This window comes from Sphingopyxis sp. DBS4 (assembly GCF_024628865.1).
GTDB lineage: Bacteria > Pseudomonadota > Alphaproteobacteria > Sphingomonadales > Sphingomonadaceae > Sphingopyxis.
In genome coordinates, this window is sequence record NZ_CP102384.1 from 3,337,888 (window position 1) to 3,351,977 (window position 14,090).

The following is a 14,090-nucleotide window of genomic DNA, read 5'->3' on the forward strand; positions in this document are numbered from 1 at the left end:
TCCACGTCAAGTGGAAAGACGTTACGGCAGGAAGTTCCCTGCCCCTTTCATCACCCCCCGGGCGCGCGCGGACCGACGATGCCGCATGGTTGACCTTGCGCCATCAGCCGTCCTCCCGAATCCCCTTGCATATGCGAATGTGTCGCACTAGCGGCACCTCTGAAAGAGGAGTTGAGAATGAATCGCAAATGGATCGTCGCGGCGCTGCTTTCGAGCGCATTTTCCGTCCCCGCCTTCGCGCAGGACGCCGCGCCCGTCGATGAGGCGGCGCGCGATGACAGCATCGTCGTCACCGCCGCGCGCACGATCCTGCCGCCGAACGCGCTGCCGCTGACGATCGACCTGATCGGCAAGGACACGCTCGACCAGCAACTCGCGATTTCGGGGTCGGTGACCGACGCAGTCTCGAACCTCACCCCCAGCTTTTCGCCGACACGCCAGAAATTGTCGGGTTCAGGCGAATCGCTGCGCGGGCGCTCGCCGCTCTACGCGATCAACGGCATTCCGCAATCGACCCCGATGCGCGATGGCAGCCGCGACGGCTTCACGATCGACGGCTTTTTCGTCGACCGCGTCGAGCTGATCTACGGCTCGAACGCCCTGCAGGGGATCGGCGGGACCGGCGGCATCGTCAACCAGGTCACCGTCGGCGCGCCCAGGGAAGAGGGGCTCGGCGGCCGTTTCCTGTTGCAGGGCACCGCGGACGACGGCTTTTCGGGCGATGGCCTCGGCGGCAAGGTCGCGGGGCTCGTCCAGTATAAGGCCGGCCGCTTCGACGCGACCTTCGGCGCGGCGTGGGAAAAGCGCGGCGCCTTCTACGACGGCGAAGGGCGCCGCGTCGGGCTCAACCTGACGCAGGGCGAGACGCAGGATTCGCGAACGCTGTCGCTCTTCGCGCGCCTCGGCTATGAAGTGTCGCCGACCGCGCGGCTCGACCTGATCGCCAGCCGCTACGAGCTCAAGGGCGACGGCGATTATGTCGCGGTCGCGGGCAACCGCGCGCTCGGCATCCCGACGAGCGCGGTGCGCGGCGATCCGCCGGGCGAACCGGCGCGGAACCGCACCGAAAGCGTCGCGCTGTCGCTGACCGACACCGACCTTGGCGGCGGCAATTTCGTCAGCCAGATCTTCTTCAACCGCAGCCGCGACACCTTCGGCGGCGAGATCGACCCGATCGCGACCTTCCAGGACCCGGCGATCGCGCCGCAAGGCACCTTGTTCGACCAGTCGCAGAATCGCAGCCGCAAGCTCGGCGCCAAATTCAGCTATGAGCGCGCGGTCCCCGGCTTCGAGGCGCTGACCGTCACCCTCGGCTTCGACGCGCTCGTCGACAAGACTGAGCAGGCGTTGATCGCAACCGATCGCGTCTGGGTGCCGCCGAGCGATTTCCGCAGCCTCGCCCCCTTCGGACAGGCAAACCTCAAGCTGTTCGATGGGCTCGTCCGCCTCGCGGGCGGGGTGCGCTGGGAAAATGTGAAGATCAAAATCGCCGATTATCACACCCTCGCCTCGACCACCTATGTCGCCTGCACCGCGACCGTCACCACCAATTGCGGCCTTTCGACCTATGGCGGCGTCGACGTCGCAGGCGGCAAGCCCAAGTTCGACGACCTCCTGATCAACGGCGGCGTCATCATCGAGCCGTGGCAGGGCATCCGCGCCTATGCGAGCTATGCCGAGGGCTTCACCGTCCCCGACATCGGCCGCATCACCCGCGCGGTGAAGACCGCCGGGATCGATATCGACAATTATCTCGACATCTCGCCGATCGTCTCGAACAACCGCGAGATTGGCGTCGAGCTGAAGCGCGGCCCACTCGACGCGAGCGCGACCTATTTCTGGTCGTCGAGCGACAAGGGCCAGCTCCTCATCGCCCGCCCCGACCGCATCTTCGACGTCCAGCGCCAGCGCGTCGAGATTCAGGGCCTCGAGCTCAACCTGCGGGTGGCGCTGCCGGTCGACGGCCTCAGGGTCGGCGTCGGCTACGCCCACCTCAAGGGCCGCTACGACAGTGACAGCGTCAATCCCGACGGGATCGTCGACACCGACCTCGACGGCAGCAACATCTCGCCCGACCGCCTGAACCTCAACGCGAGCTACAACAAGGGGCCCGTCTCGGCGCTCGTGCAGACGCAATTCTTCCTGAAGCGGGACTTCCACGGCAAGGCGAACCCCAGCCCGCTCAATAATTTCGGCGGCTATGCGATCACCGACGCGAGCCTGCGTTATCAGACCGGCTTCGGCGGGCTCAGCCTGTCGGTGCAGAATCTGTTCGACAAATTCTATATCGACTATTCGAGCGATACGCGCGAAGCGACCGACGCACCGGTCGCGGCCTATTTCGCGGGCCGCGGGCGGACCTTCACGCTGGGGTGGGATTACCGGTTCTGATGATGCAGTTGCTCGACACGCTCCACCGCTGGACCGGCGGCCTGATCGGCCTCGTGCTCGCGCTCATGGGCCTGTCGGGCACGATCCTGCTTCACGAGACGAGCTGGATCGCCCTGCCGCACAGCAACGACGCGCTGCGCGGCGACCTGCCGACCGTTGTCGCCGCGACCGAGCGACTGATGGCGATGCCGGGCGCGCAGGGCATCATTTTCGCCGACGAGCGCTTCGGGCTCCACCAGCTCCGCTTGGGCAAGGAAGCGGGCGCCTATGCCAGCCAGTCGGGCGAGATCGTCACCCGCTGGGCGAGCCAATGGGAGCGGCCCGAGCTCTGGATTTTCGACTTCCACCATCATCTCTTCGCGGGCGACAGCGGCGAATGGGTGATCGGCATCGCGGGGCTGTGCGGGATCTTCTTCGTGATCAGCGGCGCGATCCTGTGGTGGCGGACGCGGAAGACCTTCCGGTTCCGGCTGTGGCCCAAACGGATGAGCCGCCCGGCGATCGTCATGCATCACCGCGATCTTGGTATCGTCGTTGCGCCGCTGCTGCTGCTGTCGGTGGTCACCGGGACGATGATGATCTTTCAGCCCTTCGCGATGGCGATGATCGCCCCCTTCGGCTCGCCCGCAGAGGCCGCCAGGGCGATGAAGCCGCCGAAATACGAGAGCGGGCCGCTTGCAACGCAGCCCGATTATGCCGCGATGCTGACCGAGGCGCGCCGCCGCTTCCCAGATGCCGAATTCCGTATCCTCAGCCTGCCGCGCAAGGCCGGCGATCCGATCATGCTCCGGATGCGCCAGCAGGCCGAGTGGCTGCCCAACGGCCGCTCGACCTTGTGGTTCGACGCCGCGACGGGCAAGCTGCTCGGCGCGCGCGACGCGCTGGCGATGCCGAGCGGCGCGCAGGCGTTCAACAAGGCCTTCCCGATCCACGCCGCCAAGGTCGGCGGCCTGCCGTGGCGCCTGGTGATGACGATTTCGGGCCTGTCGCTGACGATGCTCGGCAGCTTGGCGGTGTGGACCTTCTGGTTCCGGCGCCCGAAGCCCGCGAAGCGGGTGATGAAGACAGCGGCGCTGGCGGCTTCCTGATATTCGCGCAGAGACGCGGAATTAGCGGAGTTTTTGGTTCACGCGGAGACGCGGAGACGCGGAGAACATCGCTCGGGCCGGCAGGCACCTTCGTTCCTGCTGCATGGCGTTCATTGCCACGTTGCGGGAATAAGCCGCTTCGCGGCCAACACTGTCTCTCCGCGCCTCCGCGTCTCCGCGTGAACCCCATCCTTCCTCTCTGCACCTTTGCGCGCATTCTCCCTTGCTCGCTTTCCTATTTCCCGCGGCGCCCTATATCCTCCCCAGCCCATGACCCGCGCCCGCGTCCTTCTTCTGACCGCTGCTCTCGGCCCGCTCGACTATCGCGTGCCCTATAGCACCGACGCGCCGCTCGGCAGCGTCGTCGTCGCGCCGCTGGGGCCGCGGCGGATGGGCGGCGTCGTGTGGGAGGATGAGAGCTTCGGCGCGCCTGAAGCCGTCGGCGACAATCGCCTGCGTAACCTGTTCGAGGTCGTGCCGGTGCCCCCCGTCCCCGCGCCGCTCCGCCGTCTCGTCGAATGGACGAGCGACTATTATCTCGCGCCTCCCGGCGCGGTGCTGCGGATGGTGCTGCCCGGCGCCGCCTTCGCCGACGCGCGCCGCCCGATCGTAGAATATCGCGCCACCGGCGAAGTCCCCAAGCGCATGACTCCGCAGCGCACCGTTGCGCTCGAAAAGATCGGCGACCGGCAAGGCATCGTCCGCGAACTCGCCGGACTCGCCGAGGTCAGCGAAGCGGTGATCCGCGGTCTCGTCCAGACCGGCGCGCTCGAAGCGGTCGCCGTCTCGGCCGACCAGCCCTATCCGCAGCCCCACCCCGCCTTCGCCCCGCCCGCACTTTCTGTCGAACAGACCGCCGCCGCCGGCCAGCTCCGCGATGCGGTCGACGCCGCGAAATTCGAGACGCTGCTGCTCGATGGCGTCACCGGATCGGGCAAGACCGAGGTTTATATGGAGGCGATCGCCGCCGCGATCGATGCGGGCAAGCAGGCGCTGGTCCTGCTCCCCGAAATCGCGCTGACCGAGCCGATGCTGACGCGTTTCGCGGCACGGTTCGGCTGCGAGCCCGTGGCGTGGCATTCGGGCCTCCGCTCGACCGAACGCCGCCGCGCGTGGCACAGCATCGCGGCCGGCGAGGCGAAGATCGTGGTCGGCGCACGCTCGGCGCTGTTCCTCCCTTATGCCGCCCTCGGCGTCATCGTCGTCGACGAGGCGCATGAGACGAGCTTCAAGCAAGAGGACGGCGTCCATTATCACGCGCGTGACGTCGCGGTGATGCGCGGGCATTTCGAGGGATTGCCGGTGATCCTCGCGAGCGCGACCCCCGCGCTCGAAAGCCTCGCGCAGGTCGAGGCAGGCCGCTATCGCCACATCATCCTCCCCGCACGCTACGGCGGCGCGACGCTGCCCGACCTCGCCGCGATCGATATGCGGAGCGATCCGCCCGATCGCGGCCGCTGGCTCGCGCCGCCGCTCGTCGACGCCCTCGCCGACCGGCTGCACAAGGGCGAGCAGAGCCTGCTCTTTCTGAACCGCCGGGGCTTCGCGCCGCTGACCCTCTGCCGCACCTGCGGGCACCGCATCCAATGCCCGAACTGCACCGCGTGGATGGTCGAGCATCGGCTCGTCCACCGTCTCGCCTGCCACCATTGCGGCCATGTCATGCCGCCGCCGCGGCTCTGCCCCGAGTGCGAGGACGAGGACAGCCTCGTCGCCTGCGGCCCCGGCGTCGAGCGCGTCGCCGACGAGGTCGCGCTGCGCTTCCCCGAGGCGCGCACCGCGATCGTCACCAGCGACACCCTCTGGTCGCCCGCCAAGGCCGCCGAGTTCGTCGAGGCGGTCGAGGGCGGGCTGGTCGACATCATCATCGGCACGCAGCTCGTCACCAAGGGCTATCATTTCCCCAACCTGACTCTCGTCGGCGTCGTCGATGCCGATCTCGGCCTCGACGGCGGCGACCTGCGCGCGTCCGAGCGCACCTTCCAGCAGATCGCGCAGGTCGCGGGCCGCGCCGGGCGCGGGGTCAAGCCCGGCGAAGTGCTGATCCAGACACGCGTTCCGGACGCCCCCGTCATGACGGCGCTCGTCGCGAACGACCGCGAAGGCTTCTACGCCGCCGAGGCCGCCGCGCGGCGCCACGCGGGGGCGCCGCCCTATGGCCGCTTCGCCGCGCTCGTCATCTCGTCCGAGGATATCGAGGTCGCGCGCGGGGTGGCGCAGCGGCTGGGGCAAAAGGCGCCGGCCGCCGACGGCCTCGCCATCTATGGCCCCGCCCCCGCGCCGCTGGCGATGCTGCGCGGCCGCCACCGCTTCCGCCTGCTGCTCCACGCCCCGCGCAGCTTCGACCTGCAAGGCACGATCCGCGACTGGGTGAACCGCATCGACTGGCCTGCGAAGGCGCGCCTCGCGATCGACATCGACCCCTATAGTTTCGTATAAAGCTCCGGGAACTTTACAGCGGCAGGCCGCGCTGGCAGCATTGCCGCTCGAAAAGGGGGCGGGCATGACAAGAAAGATGGTTTCGATCCTGGTTGCCGGGATCGCGATGTTCGGCGCGGTGTCGCCGGCCGATGCGAAATGGCTTCGCGCCGACACCGGCAATTTCATCATCTATAGCGAAGGCAATGAAAAATCGCTTCGCGATTTCGCCGTCACGCTCGAGCGCTTCGACATGACGCTTCGCCTTCGTTTCAAACAGTCCGGCGAAAGGGATCCCAATCGCCTCACCATCTATCTCGTCAAACATGCCGAGGATGCCGGCACGCTAATGACGGGCAAGACGGGCTCGATGATCGCGGGATTCTACACTCCCCATCCGGAGGGCAGCTACGCCGTCTCGAACCGCGACAGCGACTTCATCCAGGGAACGTCGGAAGCGCAGCAGACGCTGTTTCACGAATATAGCCATCATTTCATGATGCGGTATCTGCCGGCCGCCTTTCCGGCGTGGTTCGTCGAGGGCTTCGCCGAATATCTGTCGACCGTCGACTTCACCGCGGACGGCAAGGCTAAGATCGGCAACCCGCCCCAGCAGCGCGCCTACAGCCTGCTCAGGACGCCGGAGATTCCAGCGGAAACCCTGCTCTTTCAGCGCCCCGGCGAACTGCGCGACGCAGCCAAGATCGACGGCTATTACGGTCGCTCCTGGCTGCTCACCCATATGCTGTTCAGCGATCCCGCGCGCGACGGTCAACTCAGCGCCTATGTCGATGCGATCAACAGCGGGGTCGATCCCAAGGAAGCGGCGACCAAGGCCTTCGGTGATCTGGCGAAGCTCGACCGCGATCTCAATCGCTACATGAGCAGCCTCCTGTCCGTTCGCCTCACCAACGACCCTGTCCCGGTCGCGGGCCAGGTCGCCATAACCCCGCTGTCGGCCGCCGCCGATGCGATGCTGCCGCTGCAACTGGAACGAAAAAGTGCGAAGGACGACCCCGAACGGCTCGCCCCGGTGCGCGATGCGCTTGCGAAGCTGACCGTGCAATATCCCGGCGATGCCGGCATATGGTATGAATTCGCGATGGCGGAATGGGGCATGGGGAAGGAAAAGCGTGACGCCGCCGCCGCGCGCGACGCCGTCGACAAGGCGCTGGCGATCGCGCCGCAGCATGTCGGGGCCAACCTTCTGCTCGGCCGCATGATGCTCGCGGACCTCGCGGAGAAAGACGATGTCTCGGCGGCGGACTGGAACGCCGCGCGCAAACCGATCATCCGCGCGAATCGGGCCGACCCCGACGATCCGGCCCCGCTCTTCGCTTATTACCGGAGTTTTGCCGACGAAGGGGTCGCGCCGCCGCCGGTCGCCGTCGACGGCCTCGCGCACGCGTTCGAGCTCGCGCCCGAAAATATGCAGACGCGCATCAGCTACGCCTATGCACTGGCCGCGCAGGGGCAGGTCGACACCGCGATCCGGCTCGCGAAAGTCGTCGCTTTCGATCCGCACGATCGCGGCGACGGCGTCGGCCTTCTCGAGCAGCTCGAAGCCATGCGGAGGGGTGGACGGAAGGACGCGCCGGCGTCGGCCGAGCCAGCCGACGACGCTCAATAATCGGGTTCGGCGCCGCCGAGAACCTGCTCGGCCTGCCTGGTCAGCCACGCCATCGCCGCCGCCCAGGGCTGGTGCCCGTGGCTGATCCGCGCGACGCCGAGCGCCGCGAGTTCCTTGTGCGTCGGCCCTGCTTTCGCGCGCAATATATTGACCGGCAGCGGCGAGGCTTCGCAGATCGCGCCGATGCAGCGCGCATCGCCGAGGAAGGGCACGAACAACGATCCCGCCCCCGCGTCGGCATAGGCCCGTGCGCGTTCGAGCGTCGCGGCGATCAGCGCATCGCCGTCCTTCGCGGCATCCTGTCCGCGAAACACGTCGCAGCGCGCGTTGACGAAAATGCCAGTGTCGGCGGCGGCGCGGTAGCGTGCCTGCGCCTCGGTGATCGCGAGCAGTTCGCTCCGGCCAGGCAGCCGGTCCTCCATGTTGATCCCCGCCGCACCCGCCGCTTTCGCGCGGCCGACCGAGACGCCGACCGCCGCCGGATCGGCGCCATAGCCCGATTCCATGTCGATCGTCACCGGCAGGTCGGTGACCGACAGGATGCGAGCCAGATTCTCGAACACATCCTCGATCGGGAAATCCTCGCCGTCGGCGCGCCCCTGCGCGCCCGCGACGCCGAAGCTGCCGGTCGCGATCGCCTTGGCGCCGGCCGCCGCGACCGCCTTCGCGCTCCCCGCGTCCCAGATATTGACGAGAATCAGCGGATCGCCGGGAAGGTGAAGCGCGCGGAAGGCTGCAATCTTGTCCGTCATTGGATTTCCCTTTTCAGAAGTTCACGCTTGATCGGCAGGCCATAGGCATAGCCGCCGAGCGAGCCGTCGCTGCGCACGACGCGGTGGCACGGGATGAGCACCGCGACATTGTTCGCGCCATTGGCGCTGCCCGCCGCGCGGACTGCCTTGGGCCTGCCGACCGCGGCGGCGATGTCGGCATAGCTGCGCGTCTCACCCGCCGGAATCTTGCGAAGCTCGCGCCACACCGCTTCCTGAAAAGCGGTCCCTTTCACATCGATCGGGATATGGTCGAAACCCTTCACCGGCGCTTCGACCGCGTCGACCACCTCTTTCAGCAGCGCCGCGAAATCGGCACCGCCCTCGACCAGTTCGGCGGCCGGGAAGCGGTCCTCGAGCGCTTCGCGCCCTTCGTCGAAGCTCAGGCGGCACACGCCCTTCGCGGTCGCCGCGACGAGCATGTCGCCAAGGCTGGTCGGCACCACCGCCCAATGGATCGTCGCGCCCTTGCCGCCGTTCACCCAGGCCGAAGCCGTCATGCCCATGCGTCCCTCCATATGCCCATAAAAACGCGACGGCCCCGAAAAGCCCGCGTCATAGATCGCGTCGGTCACTCTTGTGCCGTCGCTCAGCGCCTGCCGCGCCCGCTCCTCGCGCAGCGCGCGGGCATAGGCGGCGGGCGACAGGCCGGTGTGGCGGGTGAAGACGCGCTGGAAATGCGTCGGCGAATAGCCGGTGCGCGCAGCGAGATCGGCGAGCGCGAGCGGTTCCTCGCTCGCCTTGATCGCCGCGATCGCCGCAAGCACCGCGCCCTCGTCGCGCGCGACATCGTCGGGCAGGCAGCGCTTGCAGGGCCGGAGGCCCGCGTCGCGCGCCGCCGCGCCGTCGGCGAAGAAGCGGACGTTGCCGCGCGCCGGATGGCGCGCCGCGCAGCTCGGCCGGCAATAGATGCCGGTCGTCAGCACCCCGGTCACGAAGCGCCCGTCGAGCGCGCGGTCGCGGCGCAGCACCGCGGCCCAGCGGTCGTCGTCGGTCATGGTTTCCGGGCTCATGGTTTCGGCATTCATGGTCTTTCCTTTCCTAAGGACCTTGCCCTCCCATTGCCATGGCTTCGATGCATGCGCGTCCCGATGCTTGCGCTCAAAGCGGCATCAACCGTGTTACTGTATTATATCATTGACTCACCTGAGGGGATACGCCACTTTCCGGCTCCATAGGGGAGCAGGCCATGGCGACCATCGACGCATCCTTCACGCCCGCGCGCCTGGCGCGCCGGATCGACTGGCTCGGGCGCGCCGCGACTTTCTGTTACCTGTCGGTCGCGGCGGGACAGCTTCTGTTCACCGCCTTCATCCTGCTCTTCTATTATCCCTCGTCGCTCTCGGGCCATTTCGAGCGCTGGAACAGCAAGCCGCTGATCACCGGCTTCGTCGCCGGCGACACGGTGGGCAATCTCTTCTTCGCGGCCCATGTGCTGATGGCGGCGGTGATCAGCTTCGGCGGGCTGGTGCAACTCGTTCCCGCGATCCGCGGCCGCTGGCCCGCAGTCCACCGCTGGAACGGACGGCTCTATCTGGTCTGCGCGCTCGCGCTGTCGCTCGACGGGTTATGGCTCGTCTGGGGGCGCGGATCGTGGATGAACCTGACCGGCGCCTTCGGCATCTCGCTCGATGCGCTGCTGATCCTCGCTTTCGCAGCGCTCGCCTGGCGCAGCGCCCGCGCGCGCCGCTTTGCCGAGCATCGCCGCTGGGCGATCCGGCTGTTCGCGGTCGCGAGCGCGGTCTGGTTCATGCGCGTCGGCTATATGGCGTGGGGCATCGCGACCGGCGGCGCCGGGATCGGCGACGCGATGGACGGCCCTTTCGATCTCTTTCTCGCCTTCGCCAATTCGCTGCTGCCGCTGGGTGTCGCCGAGCTTTACCTCCGCGCCGGCGCGCGCGGAACGCCTACGGCGAAAAAGGGCGTAGCGGCGCTGCTCGCGGTGGGCGGGATCATCATCCTCACCGGCAGCGCGGGGGCGTGGATGATGATGTGGAGCCCGTACCTCTAGCTTGCCTTCCGATCATCAGCGGTTAGGGTCCGCGCCATGACCCGCTTCCTCGCGCTCCTTCTCGCCCTGCTCACCGTCACTCTCGCGCTCCCGGCCCGCGCCGCCGACGACATCAGCGCCGCGTCACGCAGCGTCGTGCGCGTCGTCACCGTCGCGATGGTCGACGGTGAGGTCGTCGGCTTCGGCCACGGCAGCGGCATCGCCATTTCGCCGACGCGCATCGTCACCAACGCGCATGTCGTCGAATCGGCCGCGAAATATCCGAACAATGTCGCGCTCGGCGTCGTCCCGTCGGAAGGACAGAAAAGCTATGCCGGCAAGCTGATCGCGATCGACACCGAACGCGACCTCGCGCTGATCGAGATCAGCGGGACGCGGCTGCCCGCCGCCGCGGTCTATTCGGGGCCGCTCGATTCGGGCGCCGACGTCGTCGCGCTCGGCTATCCGGGCAATGTCGACCTTGCGACCGCGCGCAGCGCCGCCGACTATATCACCCCGCGCACGCCGGTGCGCAGCGAGGGCAATCTGTCGAACACGCAGACTGTCGACGGGGTCGCGATGCTCGTCCACACCGCGAAGATCTCGCGCGGCAATTCGGGCGGCCCGCTCGTCGATCAATGCGGGCGCATCGTCGGCATCAACACCGCGATCACCCGCGCCGACGACGGCGATTCGCCCTTCGCCTTCGCCATCTCGACGCGCGAACTCGCGCGCTTCCTCGGCGACGCCGGGCAGCAATATGGCGCGATCGGTTCGCCCTGCCTGTCAATGGCCGAGGCCGACGCGCGCGACCGCGCCGCGCTCGACGCCGATGCGCGCAAGACCGCCGAGGCGAATGCCGCGAAGGAGGCCGCCGCGGCGCTCGACCGCCAACTCAAGCAGGCACACGCCGAAGAAGCTGCGCTCGACGCGCGCGAGAACCGCATCGCGCTTGCGGGCGTGCTGTTCGTGATCGGCGCGCTGTCGGCGGGCGCGGCGATGCTCTTCTATAGCCAGCAGAAGATGCGCAACGCGAAGATCGCTGGCGGGGCCGGCGCCGCGCTCATCCTCGGCGCCGCGGTGCTGTTCGTCACGCGCCCCGACGCACATGCGGAGGTCAAGGACGAGGCGGCCGCGGCCACAACGCCCGACGCGCCGAAGATCGCCGAGGGCCAGTTCCTCTGCACGATTCGCCCCGACCGCAGTCGCATCACCGTCTCCTCGACCACCGACGTGCCGGTGAAGATCGCGGCGAACGGCTGCGTCAACGACCGCACCCAATATGCGATGGGCGCCGACGGCCATTGGCAACGCATCCTCGTCCCCAATGAGGAAGCGACGGTGACGGTCGCCTCGATCGATCCGACGGGCCAGGAATATCGCGTCGACCGCTATCTGCTCGACGCCGACACGATGGCGAAAGCGCGCGAGATTCGCGCCGGTGTGACGCTGAAAAGCTGCACTGCCGATGCCGATGCACTCGCGGGGCTGGCGACGCAACAGGAAGCGATCCGCGCCGTGCTACCCCCGACGCCCAACGAGCGGCTGGTCTATCAGTGCCAGAAGGCGGCGACGGCGCCTTGACGTGACCCGTTAAAAGCATGAACGCGTCCCCGCGAAGGTGGGGACCCATCTCCCGCCGGTTCAGAACGGCGCCGATCGGAGATGGGCTCCCGCTTTCGCGGGAGCGCACGGTTTTTTCCTTCACTAGCTGATCGCGCTTCAGCTCGCGCACGCCCTGAACCGCGCCATCCAGCGCGCTTCAGGAACGCGCCCACAGCGGGAAGGTCGCGACCAGGAACGCCAGCAGCAGGCCCGCCATGCCGAGGTCGGAGATCATCGCGACATTCTCCGAGAAGCCGCGGTCCTTGCCGGTGACGTGCAGCGCGCCCGCCATCGCATAAAAGAGCATCCCCGCGATCGCCATCGGCGCCACCCATTCGGGGCGCTTGATCGACGCGATCGAGATCAGCCCGATGGTGAGGTTCCAGAAGCCGAGCTCCTGCGCGAGCGGGAAGGCCGCCTTGTCGGTGACGCCGAAAATCCCGGTCGCGGTCAGTTCGGGCTTCACGATCTGCCGCGCGCCCGCGATGAACAGGCGGACGCCGACGCCCCAGAAGACGAACCATTTGCCGATCAGCACCCACAGGCTCGCGCTCCCGCCGCCCGTCCAGCGTTCGATCAGCACCGATGCCGCCGGCAGCACCAGCATGGTCAGCAGAACAACGGTCAGATGCATCGTCCCCTCCCCCCAGTCCTTGTTTATCCCCCGCACGCCTTGAACAGCATCAGCGTCCGCTCGCGCGCCGCTTCGCTGCTCGGTTCGTGATAATCCTTGCGCCGGTCGCTGTTGAAGCCGTGCCCGGCTTCATAGACGAAAATCTGCGCGGTCGGATGCGCTTTCGCGATCAGCGCCTCAACGCCCTCCATCGGAATGCCGCCGTCGAAGCGGCCGAAATGGGCGATCGCCGCGCAGGCGGGCGGCTGATCGGCGAACTGGGTCGGGACGAGGCTGCCGTAATAGGCCGACGCCGCGGCGAGGTCGGGGCTGATCTGCGCCATCCGCCACGCCACCGAGCCGCCATAGCAATAGCCGGTGATGAAGACCGGCCCCTTCCCCTTGAGCGCGTCGATGCAGGTTTGCGCGTCCTTCAGGCTCTGCTCGAACGGGTGGAGCTTTCGCGCCAGCTCCACCGCGCGCTCGAACTGCGGCCCCGAATAGTCGCTCTCGAACCCCGGATGCTCGCGGTCGAACAGCGCGGGCGACAGCACTTCATAACCGTCGACGGCATATTCGTCGCAAAGCTCGCGGATATGGTCGGTGACCCCGAAGATTTCCTGGATCAGCACGAGCCCGCCGCGCCGTTCGCCCGCCGCGTCGGCGTGATAGACCGCGATCTCCGCGCCATCGTCCATCGTCATGCGAATCATTTCGCCCATACACTTCCCTCTCTTCCGTTCGTGCTGAGCTTGTCGGGCCGCCAGGCGACCGCAGGTCAACCACCGTTCTTGCCTACCCGATGTTTGAAGAAAGAACGGCACTTCGACAAGCTCAGTGCGAACGGACGCGGGAGGGTGCTCGATTCCACCCACCCTCGCCTTGCATTGCAGCAAAATCGTTGCTACGCGCGCCGCGACTTTGCAGCGGGGGCATCTTCGGAGGCCGTTAAAAATCCGCGCAGCCATCCCCCTCGGGATCGTAGAGAAGGACTTTCGCGCGTGGAGAATTCCGGCGGCATTCAGGGCAACATCACGGCGGGCCTCGCGGGCCGCTATGCCAGTGCGCTGTTCGATCTGGCCCGCGAATCGAACGCGATCGACGCGGTCGCCAAGAGCCTCGGCACCCTCAGCGCCGGCTTGACCGATTCGGCCGACCTTTCGGCGCTGATCGCGAGCCCCGTCGTCAGCCGCGGCGACGCCGCGAAGGCGATCGAGGCGGTCGCCAAGGCACTGAAGCTCGATTCGCTGACCGCGAAGTTCCTCGGCGTGCTTGCCGAGAATCGCCGCCTCGCCGATCTCCCCGGCATGATCGCCGCCTTCAACGCGATCGTCGCCGATCACCGCGGCGAAGTGACCGCGAAGGTCACCAGCGCGCACCCGCTCACCGCCGAGCAGGTCAAGGCGCTGACCGCCAACCTCAAATCCCGTGTCGGCCGCGACGTCACCGTCGCGACGACCGTCGATCCCGCCATCCTCGGCGGCCTCGTCGTCCAGCTGGGCAGCCAGTTGATCGACGGCAGCATCCGTACCCGTCTCAACAGTTTCGCGCAGGCGATGAAGGGCTAAAAGCCCATACGCTCAAA

General features: G+C 67.5%; 11 protein-coding genes. 7 read left to right on the forward strand and 4 right to left on the reverse strand.

Going from position 1 to position 14,090, the window contains the following annotated elements; translation table 11 throughout:
• Window positions 1–177 precede the first annotated feature (177 nt).
• The 4 genes from NP825_RS16045 to NP825_RS16060 all read left to right on the forward strand — a co-directional run bounded on the left by NP825_RS16045 (window position 178) and on the right by NP825_RS16060 (window position 7,527).
• Entirely contained in the window at window positions 178–2,391 is a 2,214-nt protein-coding gene (locus NP825_RS16045) for a TonB-dependent receptor (RefSeq protein WP_257545331.1), read from the forward strand.
• Between the two features lie 2 nt (window positions 2,392–2,393).
• On the forward strand, window positions 2,394–3,479 hold the full coding sequence (locus NP825_RS16050) for a PepSY domain-containing protein (protein WP_257551497.1): 1,086 nt from the start codon (window positions 2,394–2,396) through the stop codon (window positions 3,477–3,479).
• Window positions 3,480–3,749: 270 nt separating this feature from the next.
• Window positions 3,750–5,918 (forward strand): primosomal protein N', encoded by a 2,169-nt coding sequence (locus NP825_RS16055; protein ID WP_257545333.1) that lies wholly within the window; start codon window positions 3,750–3,752, stop codon window positions 5,916–5,918.
• Between the two features lie 64 nt (window positions 5,919–5,982).
• A complete protein-coding gene (locus NP825_RS16060; protein WP_257545335.1) occupies window positions 5,983–7,527 on the forward strand; it encodes a hypothetical protein in 1,545 nt (514 codons plus the stop codon).
• Here the strand turns inward: NP825_RS16060 and NP825_RS16065 are convergent.
• Together NP825_RS16065 and ada are read right to left on the reverse strand one after the other, a co-directional pair.
• Complete coding sequence (locus tag NP825_RS16065; protein WP_257545337.1) at window positions 7,521–8,279, reverse strand: isocitrate lyase/phosphoenolpyruvate mutase family protein; 759 nt, start codon at window positions 8,277–8,279, stop codon at window positions 7,521–7,523. The two genes, NP825_RS16060 and NP825_RS16065, sit on opposite strands and share 7 nt — an antisense overlap.
• Window positions 8,276–9,325 carry a bifunctional DNA-binding transcriptional regulator/O6-methylguanine-DNA methyltransferase Ada gene (ada, locus tag NP825_RS16070; RefSeq protein WP_257545339.1) on the reverse strand — a complete coding sequence of 350 codons (1,050 nt, stop codon included), beginning with the start codon at window positions 9,323–9,325 and terminating at the stop codon, window positions 8,276–8,278. The genes NP825_RS16065 and ada overlap by 4 nt, the downstream gene beginning before the upstream one ends.
• 161 nt (window positions 9,326–9,486) lie before the next feature.
• Between ada and NP825_RS16075 the strand changes: the two genes are divergently transcribed.
• Window positions 9,487–10,308, forward strand: coding sequence for a DUF2306 domain-containing protein (locus NP825_RS16075; RefSeq protein WP_257545341.1), 822 nt, complete (start codon window positions 9,487–9,489; stop codon window positions 10,306–10,308).
• Window positions 10,309–10,344: 36 nt separating this feature from the next.
• Window positions 10,345–11,871 (forward strand): S1C family serine protease, encoded by a 1,527-nt coding sequence (locus NP825_RS16080; protein WP_257545343.1) that lies wholly within the window; start codon window positions 10,345–10,347, stop codon window positions 11,869–11,871.
• A 178-nt stretch (window positions 11,872–12,049) separates the two neighbouring features.
• Here NP825_RS16080 and NP825_RS16085 read toward each other — a convergent pair whose 3' ends face one another.
• Entirely contained in the window at window positions 12,050–12,526 is a 477-nt protein-coding gene (locus NP825_RS16085; RefSeq protein WP_257545345.1) for a DUF6790 family protein, read from the reverse strand.
• Between the two features lie 23 nt (window positions 12,527–12,549).
• Complete coding sequence (locus NP825_RS16090) at window positions 12,550–13,227, reverse strand: dienelactone hydrolase family protein (protein WP_257545347.1); 678 nt, start codon at window positions 13,225–13,227, stop codon at window positions 12,550–12,552.
• A 279-nt stretch (window positions 13,228–13,506) separates the two neighbouring features.
• Between NP825_RS16090 and NP825_RS16095 the strand changes: the two genes are divergently transcribed.
• On the forward strand, window positions 13,507–14,073 hold the full coding sequence (locus NP825_RS16095; protein ID WP_257545349.1) for a F0F1 ATP synthase subunit delta: 567 nt from the start codon (window positions 13,507–13,509) through the stop codon (window positions 14,071–14,073).
• Window positions 14,074–14,090 lie beyond the last annotated feature (17 nt).

Bases quoted from the DNA above. Each gene is read 5' to 3' on its own strand.
- NP825_RS16045 (WP_257545331.1), top strand. From the start codon at position 178: ATGAATCGCAAATGGATCGTCGCGGCGCTGCTTTCGAGCGCATTTTCC.
- NP825_RS16050 (WP_257551497.1), top strand. From the start codon at position 2,394: ATGCAGTTGCTCGACACGCTCCACCGCTGGACCGGCGGCCTGATCGGC.
- NP825_RS16055 (WP_257545333.1), top strand. From the start codon at position 3,750: ATGACCCGCGCCCGCGTCCTTCTTCTGACCGCTGCTCTCGGCCCGCTC.
- NP825_RS16060 (WP_257545335.1), top strand. From the start codon at position 5,983: ATGACAAGAAAGATGGTTTCGATCCTGGTTGCCGGGATCGCGATGTTC.
- NP825_RS16065 (WP_257545337.1), bottom strand. From the start codon at position 8,279: ATGACGGACAAGATTGCAGCCTTCCGCGCGCTTCACCTTCCCGGCGAT.
- ada (WP_257545339.1), bottom strand. From the start codon at position 9,325: ATGAATGCCGAAACCATGAGCCCGGAAACCATGACCGACGACGACCGC.
- NP825_RS16075 (WP_257545341.1), top strand. From the start codon at position 9,487: ATGGCGACCATCGACGCATCCTTCACGCCCGCGCGCCTGGCGCGCCGG.
- NP825_RS16080 (WP_257545343.1), top strand. From the start codon at position 10,345: ATGACCCGCTTCCTCGCGCTCCTTCTCGCCCTGCTCACCGTCACTCTC.
- NP825_RS16085 (WP_257545345.1), bottom strand. From the start codon at position 12,526: ATGCATCTGACCGTTGTTCTGCTGACCATGCTGGTGCTGCCGGCGGCA.
- NP825_RS16090 (WP_257545347.1), bottom strand. From the start codon at position 13,227: ATGGGCGAAATGATTCGCATGACGATGGACGATGGCGCGGAGATCGCG.